This window comes from Methylobacterium currus, from assembly GCF_003058325.1.
In the GTDB taxonomy this organism is placed as follows: domain Bacteria; phylum Pseudomonadota; class Alphaproteobacteria; order Rhizobiales; family Beijerinckiaceae; genus Methylobacterium; species Methylobacterium currus.
Genome location: NZ_CP028843.1, coordinates 5,705,144 through 5,720,473, shown reverse-complemented (window position 1 = coordinate 5,720,473; position 15,330 = coordinate 5,705,144). Strand labels below are relative to the sequence as shown.

10 protein-coding genes and 1 riboswitch are annotated in these 15,330 nt (G+C 72.3%); of the genes, 7 read left to right on the top strand and 3 right to left on the bottom strand.

From position 1 onward, the window contains the following. Positions 1-13: 13 nt before the first annotated feature. Positions 14-1,609 carry an ATP-binding protein gene (locus tag DA075_RS38240; protein WP_099956818.1) on the bottom strand — a complete coding sequence of 532 codons (1,596 nt, stop codon included), beginning with the start codon at positions 1,607-1,609 and terminating at the stop codon, positions 14-16. Between the two features lie 1,134 nt (positions 1,610-2,743). Next, positions 2,744-4,624, bottom strand: a complete 1,881-nt coding sequence (thiC, locus tag DA075_RS26315; RefSeq protein ID WP_099955741.1) for a phosphomethylpyrimidine synthase ThiC — start codon at positions 4,622-4,624, stop codon at positions 2,744-2,746. Positions 4,625-4,682: 58 nt separating this feature from the next. Further along, positions 4,683-4,794, bottom strand: a riboswitch (TPP riboswitch). Positions 4,795-4,930: 136 nt separating this feature from the next. On the opposite strand from thiC, the gene DA075_RS26310 reads away from it, so the two are divergent. Both DA075_RS26310 and DA075_RS26305 read left to right on the top strand, forming a co-directional pair. Further along, entirely contained in the window at positions 4,931-5,305 is a 375-nt protein-coding gene (locus tag DA075_RS26310; RefSeq protein WP_099955740.1) for a restriction endonuclease, read from the top strand. Positions 5,306-5,432: 127 nt separating this feature from the next. Further along, entirely contained in the window at positions 5,433-6,572 is a 1,140-nt protein-coding gene (locus DA075_RS26305; protein WP_099955739.1) for an acyltransferase family protein, read from the top strand. A 127-nt stretch (positions 6,573-6,699) separates the two neighbouring features. Here the strand turns inward: DA075_RS26305 and DA075_RS26300 are convergent, their stop codons facing one another. Beyond that, positions 6,700-7,548 carry a type 1 glutamine amidotransferase gene (locus DA075_RS26300; protein ID WP_099955738.1) on the bottom strand — a complete coding sequence of 283 codons (849 nt, stop codon included), beginning with the start codon at positions 7,546-7,548 and terminating at the stop codon, positions 6,700-6,702. Positions 7,549-7,793: 245 nt separating this feature from the next. Between DA075_RS26300 and DA075_RS26295 the strand changes: the two genes are divergently transcribed. The 5 genes from DA075_RS26295 (at position 7,794) to DA075_RS26275 (ending at position 15,315) form a co-directional block, all read left to right on the top strand. Further along, positions 7,794-9,959, top strand: coding sequence for a transglycosylase domain-containing protein (locus DA075_RS26295; RefSeq protein ID WP_099955737.1), 2,166 nt, complete (start codon positions 7,794-7,796; stop codon positions 9,957-9,959). Positions 9,960-10,159: 200 nt separating this feature from the next. Continuing rightward, positions 10,160-11,602, top strand: a complete 1,443-nt coding sequence (locus DA075_RS26290) for an amidase (protein ID WP_099955736.1) — start codon at positions 10,160-10,162, stop codon at positions 11,600-11,602. A gap of 120 nt (positions 11,603-11,722) precedes the next feature. Then, positions 11,723-12,997 (top strand): PQQ-dependent sugar dehydrogenase, encoded by a 1,275-nt coding sequence (locus tag DA075_RS26285; protein ID WP_099956817.1) that lies wholly within the window; start codon positions 11,723-11,725, stop codon positions 12,995-12,997. Positions 12,998-13,050: 53 nt separating this feature from the next. After that, positions 13,051-13,368: a c-type cytochrome gene (locus DA075_RS26280; RefSeq protein WP_099955735.1), complete on the top strand. Its 318-nt coding sequence runs from the start codon at positions 13,051-13,053 to the stop codon at positions 13,366-13,368. Between the two features lie 756 nt (positions 13,369-14,124). Beyond that, complete coding sequence (locus tag DA075_RS26275; protein ID WP_232386730.1) at positions 14,125-15,315, top strand: glycosyltransferase family protein; 1,191 nt, start codon at positions 14,125-14,127, stop codon at positions 15,313-15,315. The last annotated feature ends 15 nt before the right edge of the window (positions 15,316-15,330 follow it).

Below are 15,330 nucleotides of genomic sequence, written 5' to 3'. Positions count from 1 at the left end.
CGCCGAGTCCAACTCACCCCTGGCGCAGCGGCAGCGTCACGCTGAAGGTGGTGCCGGCCCCGATCTCCGAGGACAGGTCGATCCGCCCCCCGAGCGCCCGCACCAGGGTCCGGACATGGGCGAGCCCGATCCCCTCCCCCGGCCGGTCCTGGGCGCCGGAGCGACGGAAGAGCTCGAACACCCGGGCATGGTCGCGGGCATCGATGCCGCGGCCGTTATCGGCGACCCGGAACACCGCGAGCCCGTCCGAGACCGACCCGGTGACCGCGATCCGGCCCGGCCGGTCCTTGGCCAGGTACTTGATCGCGTTGTCGATCAGGTTGCCGAAGATCTGCTCCACGGCGAGCCGGTCGGCGGTGATCCCCGGCAGATCGCCGATGGCGATGACCGCGTCCGCGGCGTCCGTCTGGTGGCGCTGCGCGTCGGCGAGGCCCTGGACCAGGGCGGTCATCGCCAGGGGCTCGGGCTGGAAGTTGCGCCGCCCCTCCCGCGACAGCTTCAGGATGGCGTTGATCAGGCCGTCCATCTTGGTGATCGCGGCCTTGATGAAGCTCACCGATTCGCTGAGGTCGGCGTCGATCCGCCCCGCCTCCGGGCGGCCCGCCAGGGCGGCCCGGATGTCGTCCTGGCTCGCCTCGATCTCGCTGGTGAAGCCCATGATGTTGACGAGCGGCGCCCGCAGATCGTGGCTAACGATGTAGGCGTAGCGCTGGATCTCCTCGTTCGATTCCCGGAGCGCGGTCTCGGCGGCGCGCTGCTCGGAGATGTCCGAATGCACGCCGACCCATTCGCGGATCGAGCCGTCGGGGTCGAGCACCGGCACCGCCTGGATCGCGAAGGTGCGAAACACCCCGTCGTGGCGGCGCACCCGGTGCTCGTGGGTGTAGCGCCGGCGCTCGGCGACCGCCGCGTTCCAGCTCTCGACGCTGGCGGCGCGGTCTTCCGGATGCACCGCCTCGGCCCAGCCGTAGCCGGCATATTGCTCCTGCGTCTGCCCGGTGAGCGCCGCCCAGGCCGGCTGGTCGCCGGCCATGCGGCCTGCGGCGTCGTTGGTCCAGAGCACGCCGCGCACCGCCTGGACGGCGGCGGCGAAACGGTCCTGCTCGCGCCGCACCGAGGCGAACAGCCGGGCATTGTCCATCGCGACCGCGGCCTGTCCGGCCAGGCCCTCGATCAGCGCCGCTTCGCGGGTGCCGAAGCGGTGCGGCTCGGGATGGCCGAACAGCAGAGCGCCGAGGATGACGCCGTCGCCCGAGACCACCGGCACCGCGAGGTAGCTGCGCACCGGCAGGTGGCCCTGCGGCATGCCGCCATGGCTGCCGTAGCGCGGATCCGCCGTCACGTCCTCGCTCAGCACCACCCCGCGGGCGGCGAAGGTGTGGCTGAACAGGGTCGTCACCCGGGGCAGGCCGAAGCGGGTGAAGGCCTCCCGCGGCGCGCCGGTGAGGCTGAGGAGCCGCCAATGCTCGGGACCGTCCGGGCTCTCCGGCACCCGCTCGAACAGGGCGCCGTAGGCCGCGCCGGTCAGGTGGGTCGCGGCCTCCACCACCGTGTCGCCGAGGCGCTGGCGGTCGAGCTCGCTCGCGAGCGCCGTGCCGAGGCGGTTCATCACCTCCAGGCGCTGGGTCTCGGCGCGCAGGGCCGCGGCGGCCCGCGCGCGCTCGGCCGCGCGCTCGCGCTGGCGCTGGGCAGCGCTCGCGATCTCGGCGCTCACCGCGGCGACCTCCGCCGGCACCCCGGCGAGGACGGGGGCCGCGCGGCCGGAGCCGAGGGCCACCGCCTGATCGCGCAGGGCCCGGAGCGGCGCCGCGATGCCGCGGGCGAAGGCCAGCGCCAGAACCGCCGCGATGGCGGCCAGCATGCCGCCGAGCGCGGCGAACCAGACGAGGGAGGCCCGCACCGGGGCCGCCAGCGCCTCCTCCGGCACTCCGACGGCGACGCGCCAATCCGGTACCCCGGCCCGCGCATAGGCGACGAAGAACGGGTCGCCCTCCATCGAGGCGCCGCGCCAGCTCCCCTCCGGCCCGGTGGCTCGGCGCAGATCGTCGGGGGCCTGCACGCCGGTGAAGCGCTCCGGCGCCCGGGTGCGGGTCAGGATCCGCTGGTCGCGGTCGATGACGCTCAGCACCCAGGCCTTCGGCACGCCGCCGGAGGCCAGCACGTCGCGGATCCGGTCCGTCGGCAGGGAGAAGGACAGGAGGTAGAGCACCGCGTCGCCGCCGCGGCGCATCACCGGCACCGTCACCCGGAACCGTCCGTCGACCACGCCCGAGACCGCAGGGCGGCCGTTGAGCGCGCTCGCATCGGCCGCGTCGAGGCGTTCCGCCATCGGTTCGGCGCCGAGGTCGATCAGGCGCCGCCCGTCGGCGTCGCGCAGGGTCGCCGGCAGGCCGCTGCGGCGGAGCAGCTCCTGCATCTGCTCGCGGAACGCCGTCACGTCGCCGCGCTGGAGCGCGTTGGAGAGGCTCAGGGCCTCGAGGGTGGCGACGAGGCTCGCCACCTCGCGGTCGACCGCCGCCGCCTCCATGCGGGCGCGGCCCAGGGCCTCCGCCTCGAGGCGGTCCCGCGCCGCGCCGGCGAATTGCCACAGCACCACGCCGCCGAAGATCAGGATCGGCACCGCCAGACCGAGGGCGAAGACGACCAGACGGCGCATGATCGAGCCCGGACGCGCGCGTCCAGGCGGAGACGGGGCAGGCCCCGGCGGGGCCGCTTGGGCCTGCATCGGCATGGCGGTGGGTTCCTATTCGCCGGGTGCGACGTAGAGGTCCCCGCCCTGCGTCATGAATTCCGCCGATTTTTGGGCCATGCCGGCCGCCCGCTCCGCTTCGCTCAAGGGTGTGGCCTCGCCGACCACGGCGCTCGCCGCCGCCATGGCCAGCACGTCGGCGCGCAGGTCCTGGGTGATCTTCATCGAGCAGAATTTCGGCCCGCACATCGAGCAGAAATGCGCGACCTTGTGGGCGTCCTTCGGCAGGGTCTCGTCGTGATAGGCCCGCGCCGTGTCCGGATCGAGGGAGAGGTTGAACTGGTCCTCCCAGCGGAAGTCGAACCGGGCCCGCGACAGGGCGTCGTCGCGCAATTGGGCGGCCGGGTGGCCCTTGGCGAGGTCGGCGGCATGGGCGGCGATCTTGTAGGTGATGACGCCGGTCTTCACGTCGTCGCGGTTCGGCAGGCCGAGATGCTCCTTCGGGGTGACGTAGCAGAGCATCGCGGTGCCGAACCAGCCGATCATCGCCGCGCCGATGCCGGAGGTGATGTGGTCGTAGCCCGGCGCCACGTCGGTGGTGAGCGGGCCGAGCGTGTAGAACGGCGCCTCGCCGCACTCGGCGAGCTGCTTCTCCATGTTGACCTTGATCTTGTGCATCGGCACGTGGCCGGGGCCCTCGATCATCACCTGGCAGCCCTTGGCATGGGCGACCTCGGTGAGTTCCCCCAAGGTCTCCAGCTCGGCGAACTGCGCCGCGTCGTTGGCGTCCGCGATCGAGCCCGGGCGCAGGCCGTCGCCGAGGGAGAACGACACGTCGTAGGCCCGGCAGATGTCGCAGATCTCCTCGAACCGCTCGTAGAGGAACGATTCCCGGTGCCCGGCGAGGCACCAGCGCGCCATGATCGAGCCGCCGCGCGAGACAATGCCGGTGACGCGCCGGGCGGTGAGCGGCACGTGGGCGAGGCGCACGCCGGCATGGATGGTGAAGTAATCCACCCCCTGCTCGGCCTGCTCGATCAGCGTATCGCGAAACACCTCCCAATCGAGCTTGAGGGGATCGCCACCGACCTTCTCCAGCGCCTGGTAGATCGGCACCGTCCCGATCGGCACCGGCGCATTGCGCAGGATCCAGCCACGGATGTTGTGGATGTTGCGCCCCGTCGAGAGGTCCATGACCGTGTCGGCGCCCCAGCGGATCGCCCACACCATCTTCTCGACCTCCTCGGCGGCCGAGGAGGTCACGGCCGAGTTGCCGATATTGGCGTTGATCTTGACGAGGAAGTTGCGGCCGATGGCCATCGGCTCGAGTTCGGTGTGGTTGATGTTGGCCGGGATGATCGCCCGCCCGCGCGCCACCTCGTCGCGCACGAAGTCCGGCGTGATGAAGGGCGGGATGCTCGCCCCGAAGCTCTCGCCGTCGGCGAGCTTGTCCGCGGCCCCCGCCAGCATCGCCTCGCGGCACAGGTTCTCCCGGTGGGCGACGTAGATCATCTCCTCCGTGACGATCCCGGCGCGGGCGAACTCGTACTGGGTGACCCTCTGGCCCGGGGCGCCCCGGCGCACGGTGCGGGCGGCCGGGCACGGCGCCACCAGCCTGTCCGCGCTGGCGAAGCCGTTATCCTCTGGCTTCACCGCCCGGGGGGCGGTTGCCGCGTAGCCGCGGCCCGCGATCCAGCGCTTACGGATCTCGGGCAGACCGGCCGCGAGGTCGATGCGTGCATCGGCCTCCGTATAGGGGCCCGACGGGTCGTAGACCCGCACCGGGGCCTCGCGCGGATCGGAGAGCGCGATCTCCCGGTAGGGCACATGAAGGTCGGGGCGCTCCTGGGGCGAGGCGTAGGCCTTCACCGAGCCGGCGACGGGCCCCGTGGTGACGCTGTGCGGCAGATCTTTCGCGAGGATGGGTGCGTTCATGGATCTCTCCCGGGGAGACGATCCGGCCTCGGGGCGCGAGGACGCACGGGTCACGTCGGTCATGGCAGGTTCCCGTCCCTCCGCCGGTACGAACCGGATCAGGTTCAAGGGTCAGGACGCACGCTCGTCCAATCTCAGCCCCCGTCGGCGGGGCTCCCCTCGGTCACGGGGCGACTGTCCGGCGGGGCGCGAGGTTTGTCAATCGCAGGCCGGCGGCGGCGCTGCGGCATCCCGGCCGCGACCTTGAAACGCCCGGGCGCCGCGACCCAGATACGGACGGTTCTCCCCGCCATTCAGGAGCTGGCCTTGGGACGCCGAGAGCGGCGCTGGCGCGACGACGACCCCTCGACCCATGGCACCCATGCCAGCGAACCGGCGATCTGCCCGCTCTGCGAGCGGCCGATCCCGCCCGGCGCCCGCCAGAGCAAGCATCACCTGACGCCGAAGCTGAAGGGCGGCACCCATGGCGAAACGGTGCAACTGCACCAGATCTGCCACTCGGCGATCCATGCCCGCCACAGCGAGGCCGAACTGGCGCGTCGCCTCAGCGACGTCGAGAGCCTGCGGGCCGAGCCGGAGATCGCCCGCTTCCTCGCCTGGGTGCGCACCAAGCCGGACGATTTCCACACCGCGACGCGCCTGACCCGGACGCGGCGTGAGGCGAGGCGGAGCGTCCGGTAACGGCATCGACATCGTCGACGAGACGGTGAATCCGCGGTTGCGAGTTCTCGCGCGATTCGATCGGCCGATCCGGCTGCGATCTTTACGCCTCCCTGCGAGCCTTCGCGCCTTGTCCGTGGAGACGCCGATGTCCGCCCGCCCCAGCACCGAACCCGCCCTCTCGGTCCGGCCGGACGATCCGGTGCGCCCGCGCGGCGTGCCGGAAGCGGGCCGCCTCGCCTGGGTCGACGTCGCCAAGGGGATCTGCATCATCCTGGTGGTGATGATGCACTCCACCCTCGGGACCGGCGAGGCGATGGGGGCCGAAGGCTTCATGCACCACGTGGTGGAGTTCGCCAAACCGTTCCGGATCCCGGACTTCTTCCTCCTGTCCGGCCTGTTCGTCGGCCGCGTGATCGACCGCGACTGGCGGCTCTTCGCCGACCGGCGCATCGTCCACTTCGCGTATTTCTACCTGCTGTGGCTTCTGCTCCAATCGGCGGTGAAGTACGGCCAGATCACCGACGGGGCGGGACCCGGCGCGTTCCTCGCCCATCTCGCCTACGGGTTGATCGAGCCCTACTCGACCCTGTGGTTCATCTACCTGCTGGCGGTGTTCTCGGTCGCCGTGAAGCTGCTGCGCCGGGTCCCCGGCCCGGTGCTGCTGGTCGGCGCCGCCCTGCTGCAGCTCGCACCCATCCATACCGGCTCGACCCTGATCGACGAGTTCTGCGCCCGCTTCGTCTACTTCGTCGCCGGATACCTGTTCGCGGCCCGCATCTTCGCCCTGGCCGACTGGGTGCGGGCGCGGGCCGGCCTCGCGCTCGCCGGCCTCGCCGCCTGGGCGCTGATCGAGGGTGTCCTGGTCTTCACGCCGACCGGCCTGGCCTCGCACCCGACCCTGGCGGGCCTGCCGGGGTTGAGCCTGGGGCTCGGCGCCGCCGGGGCGCTGGCCATCGTGGCGACGGCGGCCCTGCTGACCCGGGCCGGTGGTCCCGTCACAGCCTTGCTCCGGGCCTGCGGCGAGCGCTCGATCGTGATCTACCTCGCCTTCTTCCTGCCGATGGCGGCGCTTCGCACCGCCCTCGTGAAGAGCGGGATCATCGCGGATGTCGGCCTCGTCTCGCTCCTCGTCACCGTGGCGGCGGTGGCCGTGCCTCTCGGGATCGAGCGGCTGGTGCGCCACAGCCCGGCCCGGTTCCTGTTCCGCCGGCCGGCCGCCTTCCACCTCGTCGGCGAGGAGCGCCCCGGCCCGGCTCCCCGCCTCGCCTCCGCCCCGACGACCTGACCTGCCGGCCTCGGGCCGGCTGAACCGGTTGCCGGACCTCAGCCGACAGCCTCATTCACGAGAAGCCGGGCTTCTCGGGGCCGAGGTCGCACGCTTCCTGCCCTGCATGCGGGCGGCCTCATCCGCCTCAGCGGCGGGCGGCGCGCGGCCGCACCAGACGGTCGAGGAAGTTCCCGATCTCGCGCCGGCGCCGCTCCGGCACCAGCACCTCGGCGGTGACGCCGAGGCGCCAGGCGAGATCGGGGCGTCCTTCCGGATCGTGATGCAGGTCGCGCAAGGAATCCGCGTAGGCCTGAAGCGAAGGCGCGTCCGGGCACAGGCCCGCCTCCACCACGCCCTGGGCCGACAGGCGCAGCATCGCCGCGACCTCGTCGAGGTCGAGCTCGGGATGGTACTGCGTGCCCCAGAACACCCCCTCGCCGAGGCGGATCTCGATCGCCTGGACGTCGAGGCGGTCGTTGCCGGCAAGGATGCGGGCGCCCGGCGGCGGTTCGATCACGGCGTCGTCGTGGATGGCCGGCGCGTCCCAGGCCGGCGGCCGGCCGTCGAGGAGCGGGTGCCCGGCTCCGGCTTGCGTCCGGCTGATGGCGCGGGCGAGCCCGAATTCCGGGCCCTTCGGGTTGCGGCCGGCCCGGCCCCCGGCGATCGTGGCCGCCACCTGCACGCCCCAGCACGAGCCGAAGACCGGAAGGCCGGCCTCGAGCGCCGCCCGCATCAGCTCGCATTGCCGCGTCACCGCAGGCCCGCCCTCCTCCACGTGCAGGGTCGAGCCGGTCAGCACCAGGGCATCGCATTCGGGAAGAGCGCGAGGCAGCACCATATTCGCATCGGCGGGGGCGACGAGATGGCAATGGGCGTCCGGCGCCAGGGCGCGCAGGATGCCCGCATAGGTCTCGGCCGAGGTCTTGTCGCAGACCGAGAGATGCGTCTCGCGGCCGGCCCGGTCGTTCCCGTCGGCCACCAGAAGGTGCAGCATGTCGGCTCCTTGATAGAGCCACCGCAACGCTCGCCCTGGTGCGCCGTTCCCGGCGCGGCTTGCCGCAGCCCGGCGGCCACAGCGCTAAGTCCCGAGGATCCTTCGACAAAGTTTCGGTTAACGGCCCTTAAACCCGCCTCAATTAACGTCTCTTGAGTGTCCTGCGCGGGCCGGCGACGCCTCGCGTGGGCCGGCGACGCCCCGCGCGGGCCGGCATGTCCGGGGGCGAAGGGGAACTCGGCAGGATGGCGAAGGGACGCGAGCGCAAGGGCCGGGTCGAGCCGCGCTTCGAGGCGGAGGGGCCCACGGACCCGGCAGCCCTCGACCTGCGCCTCTCGCGTGGGGACCGGGCGGGGGGCGGCGTGGCAAAAGGAACGTCCAAGGGAACCGGGAAGGCAGCCCCGAGGCGCGCGGCCGCAGCGGCCCCGCGGCGCCGGCGGCGCTCGTTCCTCGGGAGCCTCGTCTACGGCACGATGATCCTCGGCCTCTGGGGCCTGGTGGCGGTGGCCGGCATCGTCGCCTACCACGCCTCGCAGCTGCCGCCGATCGACCAGCTCGCCGTCCCGAAGCGCCCGCCCAACATCGCGATCCTGGCCGCCGACGGCTCGCTGCTCGCCAATCGCGGCGAGACCGGCGGCCGCACGGTGAGCATCCGCGAATTGCCGCCCTACCTGCCCCGGGCCTTCGTGGCGATCGAGGACCGGCGCTTCTACGGCCATATGGGCATCGACCCGATCGGCATCGCCCGGGCCATCGGCCAGAACCTGACCCGCCGCGGCGTGGCCCAGGGCGGCTCGACCCTGACCCAGCAGCTCGCCAAGAACCTCTTCCTGACCCAGGAGCGCACCGCCTCGCGCAAGATCCAGGAGGCGATCCTGGCGCTCTGGCTCGAGCACAAATACACGAAGGACGAGATCCTCGAACTCTACCTCAACCGGGTCTATTTCGGCGCCGGCGCCTACGGCGTCGAGGCGGCCGCGCAGCGCTACTTCGCCAAGCCCGCCAAGGAGGTGACGCTGGCGGAAGCCGCGATGCTCGGCGGCCTCGTCCAGGCGCCGTCGCGGCTGGCGCCCAACCGCAACCTGGCCGCCGCGCAGGCCCGCGCCGCCCAGGTGCTGGCGGCGATGCAGGAACTGGGCTTCGCGAAGGCCGCCGACGTGCAGGTGGCGCTCGCCCAGCCGGCGAAGCCCGCCCGGGCGAAGGGCGGCGGCTCGGCCAACTACGTCGCCGACCTCGTGATGGACGTGCTCGACGATTACGTCGGCAAGATCGAGACCGACGTCGCGGTGCAGACCACCGTCGATCCGGCGCTCCAGGCGGTGGCCGAGCGCGCCCTCGTCGACGAATTGAACCAGAAGGGCGGGCGCTACAACGTCGCTCAGGGCGCCGTCGTGTCGATGCGGCCGGACGGGGCGATCCGGGCCCTGATCGGCGGGCGCGACTACGCCCAGAGCCAGTTCAACCGCGCCACCACCGCCAAGCGCCAGCCCGGCTCGGCCTTCAAGCCCTTCGTCTACCTCGCGGCAGTCGAGCGCGGCCTGACCCCCGACACCGTGCGGGACGATTCACCCGTGAACATCAAGGGCTGGAGCCCGGAGAACTACTCGCGCAGCTATAGCGGGCCGGTCACCTTGCGCGACGCGCTCGCGCATTCGCTCAACACCGTGGCGGTGCGGCTCGGCCAGGAGGTCGGTCCGAAGGCGGTGGTGCAGACGGCCCAGCGCCTCGGCATCACGTCGCCGCTCCAGGCCAACGCCTCGCTCGCGCTCGGCACCTCGGAGGTCACGCCGCTCGAGCTCGTCGGCGCCTACGCGGCCTTCGCCAATGGCGGCATGGGCGTGATTCCCTACGTGATCGCCAGCGTGAAGACCGTCGACGGCCGCATCATCTACAAGCGTGCGCCCAGCGGCCTCGGCCGGGTGATCGACGCCAACGCAGTCGGCATGATGAACGCCATGCTGCACGAGGTCTTCGTCACCGGCACGGCGAAGAAGGGCGACATCCCGGGCTGGGACCTCGCCGGCAAGACCGGCACCACCCAGGACTTTCGCGATGCCTGGGCGGTCGGGTTCTCCGGCACCCTCGTCACCGGCGTCTGGCTCGGCAACGACGACGGCGAGGCGACCAAGAAGGTCTCGGGCGGCAACCTGCCGGTCGAGATCTGGAACCGCGTGATGACCGCAGCCCTGCGCGGCGACAAGCCGGTGCCCCTGCCGGGCGCGGCCCGCTGGCGCCGCAGCAGCGGCACCGCCGTCGCGGCGGCGGGCCCGGCCGAGCCGCAGACGCTCGGCGGCCTGATCGACACCCTCGTCGGCGGCGGCCAGCCGCCGGCGCGCCAGCCGGCGCCGCAGCGCGGCGGTCCGGCGCGGGAGGAGAAGAACTTCCTGGAGCGGATGTTCGGGATCGATTGAGGGGATAAGCCCCCGTCGCAACGGTGATCGCCGTGGGGTCCCCGAACCGGCAACCCGGCGCCGCCGTCCGGGATCCGTGCGCGAGGCGGCGGATGCCCCTGCATCCGCGGCGCTTGCCGAGCCCCAAGGCTCCGTGCTCCGCTGCCCCGTGCTCCGCTGCCCCGTGCTCCGCTGCCGCGACGCCGCTTCAGGACGACCCGATGCCCCCCTCCTCCGATCTCGTGACGATGCGCGCCACCGACCTCGCGCGGGCGATCCGCGACCGGGCCGTCTCGGCCCGGGAGGTGATGCAGGCCCATCTCGACCAGATCGCCCGCCACAACCCCGTGGTGAACGCGATCGTGTCGTTGCGCGAGCCCGACCTGCTGCTCGCCGAGGCCGAGGCCGCCGACCGGGATCTGGCGGCGAACGGCCCGCGCGGGCCGCTCCACGGCCTGCCTCACGCGGTGAAGGACCTCTCGGCCACCGCCGGGATCCGCACCACGCAGGGCTCTCCCCTGTTCCGCGACACCGTGCCGGCGACCGACGCGCTCCACGTCGCGCGGCTGAGGGAGGCCGGCGCGATCCTGATCGGCAAGACCAACGTGCCGGAATTCGGCCTCGGCTCGCACAGCACCAACCCGGTCTTCGGCGTGACGCGCAACGCCTATGACCCCGCGAAGGCGGGCGGCGGCTCGAGCGGCGGGGCGGCGGTGGCGCTCGCACTGCGCATGGTGCCGCTCGCCGACGGCAGCGACCATGGCGGCTCGCTGCGCAACCCCGCCGCCTGGAACAACGTGCTGGGCCTGCGCCCCGCCGCCGGCCGGGTGCCGGGCCACACCGACGAGGTCTTCCTGCCCCAGCTCGGGGTCGTCGGGCCGATGGCGCGGTGCACCGCCGATCTCGGCCTGCTGCTCTCGGTCCAGGCCGGCTACGACCCGCGCACCCCGAACGCGATCCGCCAGGATCCCGCGGGCTTCGCTGCCCCGCCGCCGCGGGAGCTGAAGGGCCTGCGCATCGGCTGGATCGGGGATTTCGGCGGTCACCTGCCCTTCGAGCCCGGCGTTCTCGACCTCTGCGAGGCCGGCCTCCAGGCGTTCGCGACCCACGGCGCCGCGGTCGAGCCGGTGCTGCCTGCCTTCGATCCGGAGGCGATCTGGCGCGCCTGGATCATTCTCCGGCAGTGGATCACCGGCGCCAGCCTCTCGGTCCACTGGCGCGACCCGGCCAAGCGCGCCCTGATGAAGCCGGACGCCGTCTGGGAGGTCGAGCAGGGCCAAAGGCTCTCGGCCTTCGACGTGCACGCCGCCAGCGTCACCCGCACCGCCTGGTACCAGTGCGTGCGCGGGCTGTTCGAGCGCTTCGACGTGCTGGCCCTGCCCGCCGCGCAGGTCTTCCCGTTCGAGGCCGGGGAGACCTGGCCGCGCCGCATCAACGGGCGCGCGATGGACACCTATCACCGCTGGATGGAGGTGGTGGTGCCGGGCACGATGTCCGGGTGCCCGGTGATCAGCCTGCCGGTCGGCCTCAACCCGGCCGGACTGCCGATGGGACTCCAGCTCATCGCCCCGAACCACCAGGAGGCCGATCTGCTCGCCATCGCGGCAGCCTACGAGGCCGCGACGGGCTTCGACCGGACACTGCCTCCTGCCCTGCGCGGCTGATCACGGCGGCGTGAACGGCCTAGGCGTCCTGCTCTGCTTGCCGCCTGTGAGAGCTGCCGGCATACATGGCGAGCAACAAGCTCGGCCACGCCTGAAATGGCCGACACGGAGGACACCCCGATGAAGCCCTTCCTGATGGCGGCTCTCGCCGCGAGCGTGTCTTTCGCGGGCTCGGCCCTCGCGCAGGACGCCACCGCCGGCGACACCAAGGCCAAGGTCGACAACCTGGAGAAGCTCGGCAGCTTCAAGCAGACCGGCGTCGCCGAGCCGCCGCCGATCCCGCAGACCGGCCGGCGCGCCGACGCGATCAACCGCACCCTGCAGAAGATCAAGGTGCCGGACGGCTTCAAGATCGAGCTCTACGCCGTGGTGCCGGATGCCCGCGCCATGGCGGTCGGCCCCAATGCCGGCGTGGTCTTCGTCGGGACCCGCAAGTCCAAGGTCTACACCGTCACCGACCGCGACAAGGACCGGGTCGCCGACGAGGTGAAGGTCTACGCGCCGGGCGTCGACTTCAAGATCCCGAACGGCGTCTGCTTCTCCCGCGACGGCGTCCTGACCATCGTCGAGCAGAACCGGGTGCTGGCCTTCCCGGCGGCCGAGTTCTTCTACGAGGGAACGGACGGCCCGGCGGTCGTCGTGGTCAAGCAGGGCGAGCTGATCCCGCCGGGCGAGGAGAGCTACAACCACACCGCCCGGATCTGCCGCATCGGGCCGGACGGCAAGCTCTACGTCTCGCTCGGCCAGCCCTACAACGTGCCGCCGAAGGACAAGGCCGACCTCTACGCCAAGACCGGGATCGGCGGCATCATCCGCATGGATGCCGACGGCAAGAACCGCGAGGTCTACGCCACCGGCATCCGCAACTCGGTCGGCATGGACTTCGCCCCCGACAAGACCCTGTGGTTCACCGACAACCAGGTCGACGGCATGGGCGACGACCAGCCCCCGGGCGAGCTGAACCAGATCACCAAGCCGGGCCAGAACTTCGGCTTCCCGTGGTATGGCGGCGGCGGCGTCCGCACGGTCGAGTACAAGGACGACAAGGTTCCGGCCGACGTCGTGCCGCCGAAGGCGGAGCTGCCGCCCCACGCCGCCGATCTCGGCATGATCGTGTACAAGGGCAAGCAATTCCCGGACAAGTACCGCGGCGGCATCTTCACCGCCGAGCACGGCTCCTGGAACCGCACCACGCCGATCGGTGCCCGGGTGATGTTCGTGCCGGTCAACAAGGACGGCACCGCCGGCAAGCCCGAGCCCTTCGCCGAGGGCTGGCTGACCGAGGGCGGCGAATATCTCGGCCGCCCGGTCGACGTCGCGACCCTGCCCGACGGCTCGCTGCTGGTCTCCGACGACACGGCGGGCGCGATCTACCGCATCTCCTACGAGAAGTAGCGTTTGTTCAAGGGGGCGGTCCTCGGGCCGCCCCTCCCCCTCAGGAGACGCCCATGACCCGCTCCCTCGCCCTCCTGCTGCTGCTTGCCGCGACCGTTCCGGCCGCCGCCGGGGACGCCAAGGCCGGCCGGGCCAAGGCGGTGGGTTGCCAGGCCTGCCACGGCCTCGACGGCCTCTCGAAGCTGCCCGACGCCCCCAACCTCGCCGGCCAGGTCGAGCCCTACCTCGTCAAGGCGCTGACGGAGTTCCGCAATGGGACCCGCAAGAACGAGGTGATGTCGGTGGCGGCGCAGGATCTGTCGGATGCCGACATCGCCAACTTGGCCGCGTATTACAGCGGGATCCAGATCGATGTGGTGCCGCCGGGATAGAAGCCGATCAAACCCGCGCGAGACGTGCCGAACGGACCTTGCCGGTGCCGCAGAACGGACCGGGCTCATCGCCGAGTGGCGCTGCGTCCTCTCCCCGGCACGCGCGCCGCGCATCCGTCTTCCGTCCAGTTCAGCACGGCGAGGCGCTGTGGCGATGCACGTCCAGCCTCCTCGGGCCCGCCCGGGACCTGCGCCTGTGCGCGTACGGACTTAACGGCTTGCAGGCCTTGCACCTGGCGGTGGTCCCGGCTCATCGCCGTCTCGGGGGAGGCTGCGTTCCCCACCGCGAAGACTCGTCGCGCGCGGGAGCCGGTGAGCTGTCCTGGACGGGTACGGATCTGTTGCCCCTGGCGCCATTCAGCCTGGACGACCTGCATGCGCGGGCGCTCGACCCTCGTCGAAGCAGGTCCCCTGGAGGCGCGCGGCGACGGCTGGCGGGCCGTCCCAAGTGGAGGAGAGCCGTGGGACGGCACCGGCCCACCTGGGCGCAGCACCCCCGTCCTGCCCGGCGATGCCGCGCCGCCACAAGCCTGGCCATAACTGCCTGAGCGCGGGTAGCCGGGCCGGGGGCGGATGCGCTACTCTGGCCTCCCGCGCCCGGGAGGTCTGCAACCCGATGCCGATGCCGTTGAGCCGTACCCGGCCCGCCGTGTCCGCACGGGCCTCCATCGTCCTGTGGGCCGAAATGCCCTCAAGGGCGTCGTTTTCCCGGACCGCAATGTCCGTCCGGTCCGAAGTGTTCGCCGGATGACGTTCGTGTCCCCCGTGCCCGGCGGCGCTCCGCAGCGGGTGCTGATCTACTCGCACGATACGTTCGGGCTCGGCCACCTGCGCCGGGCGCGGGCCATCGCGCATGCCCTGGTGGCGGGGGCGCCGGAGCGGCGGGTGGTGATCCTGTCCGGCTCGCCGGTGAGCCACGCCTTCCGGTTCGCCCCCGGGGTGAGCTGCCGGCGCCTGCCGGGGGTGACCAAGCTCGCCAGCGGCGAGTACCAGAGCCTCGGCCCCGGCCACGGCCTCGACGAGGTGGTGGCGACCCGCGCCGCCCTGATCCGCCACGTCGCCGAGCGCTTCGCCCCCGACCTGTTCCTCGTCGACAAGGAGCCGGCGGGCTTCCACGGCGAGGTGCTGCCGGCGCTCCACCGCCTCAAGGCCAGGGGCTGCCGGCTGGTCCTCGGCCTGCGCGACGTCCTCGACGATCCGGCGCTGCTGGCGCCCGAATGGGAGCGCAAGGGCGCCCTCGCCGTGCTGCCCCTCTACGATTCGCTCTGGGTCTACGGCCTGGAGGAGATCTACGCTCCCCTCGACGGGCTGGCGCTGCCGGGGGGCGTCGCGGAGCGCCTGACCTATACCGGCTACCTGCGCCGCGACGCCCCCGACGCCGCCTTGCCCGACGCGACGGCGGAGGAGCCGTTCCTCCTCGTCACCCCGGGCGGGGGCGGCGACGGGGTCGAGCTGGTCGAGGCGGTGGTGCGGGCCTACGAGGCGCAAGGACTGGAGCACCGGGCGCTGGTGGTGTTCGGCCCGTTCTTCCCCGCCGCCGAGCAGGCGGCGCTCAGCGCCCGCATCGCCGCCCATCCGCGACTCGCCTCCCTGGATTTCGACGCGCGGCTGGAACGGCTGATGCGCCGGGCCGCCGGCGTGGTGGCGATGGGCGGCTACAACACCTTCTGCGAGATCCTGTCCTTCGACCGCCCAGGCCTGATCCTGCCGCGGGTGCGGCCCCGGCGCGAGCAGCTGATCCGCGCCCGCGCCGCCGCCCGGCTCGGCCTCGTCGGGGTCATCGAGCCCGGGGAGGACGAGGACACCGCCCGCATGGCCGCGGCCCTCGCCGCCCTGCCCCACAATCCGCCCCCCTCGTCCCGGCCGATACCCGGCCTCCTCGACGGCCTGCCGGCGATCCGCCGCCTCGCCGCCGCGGCGGACGCCGCCTGCGTGGCCGCCGAGTAAGCGACCTGTCCCGAG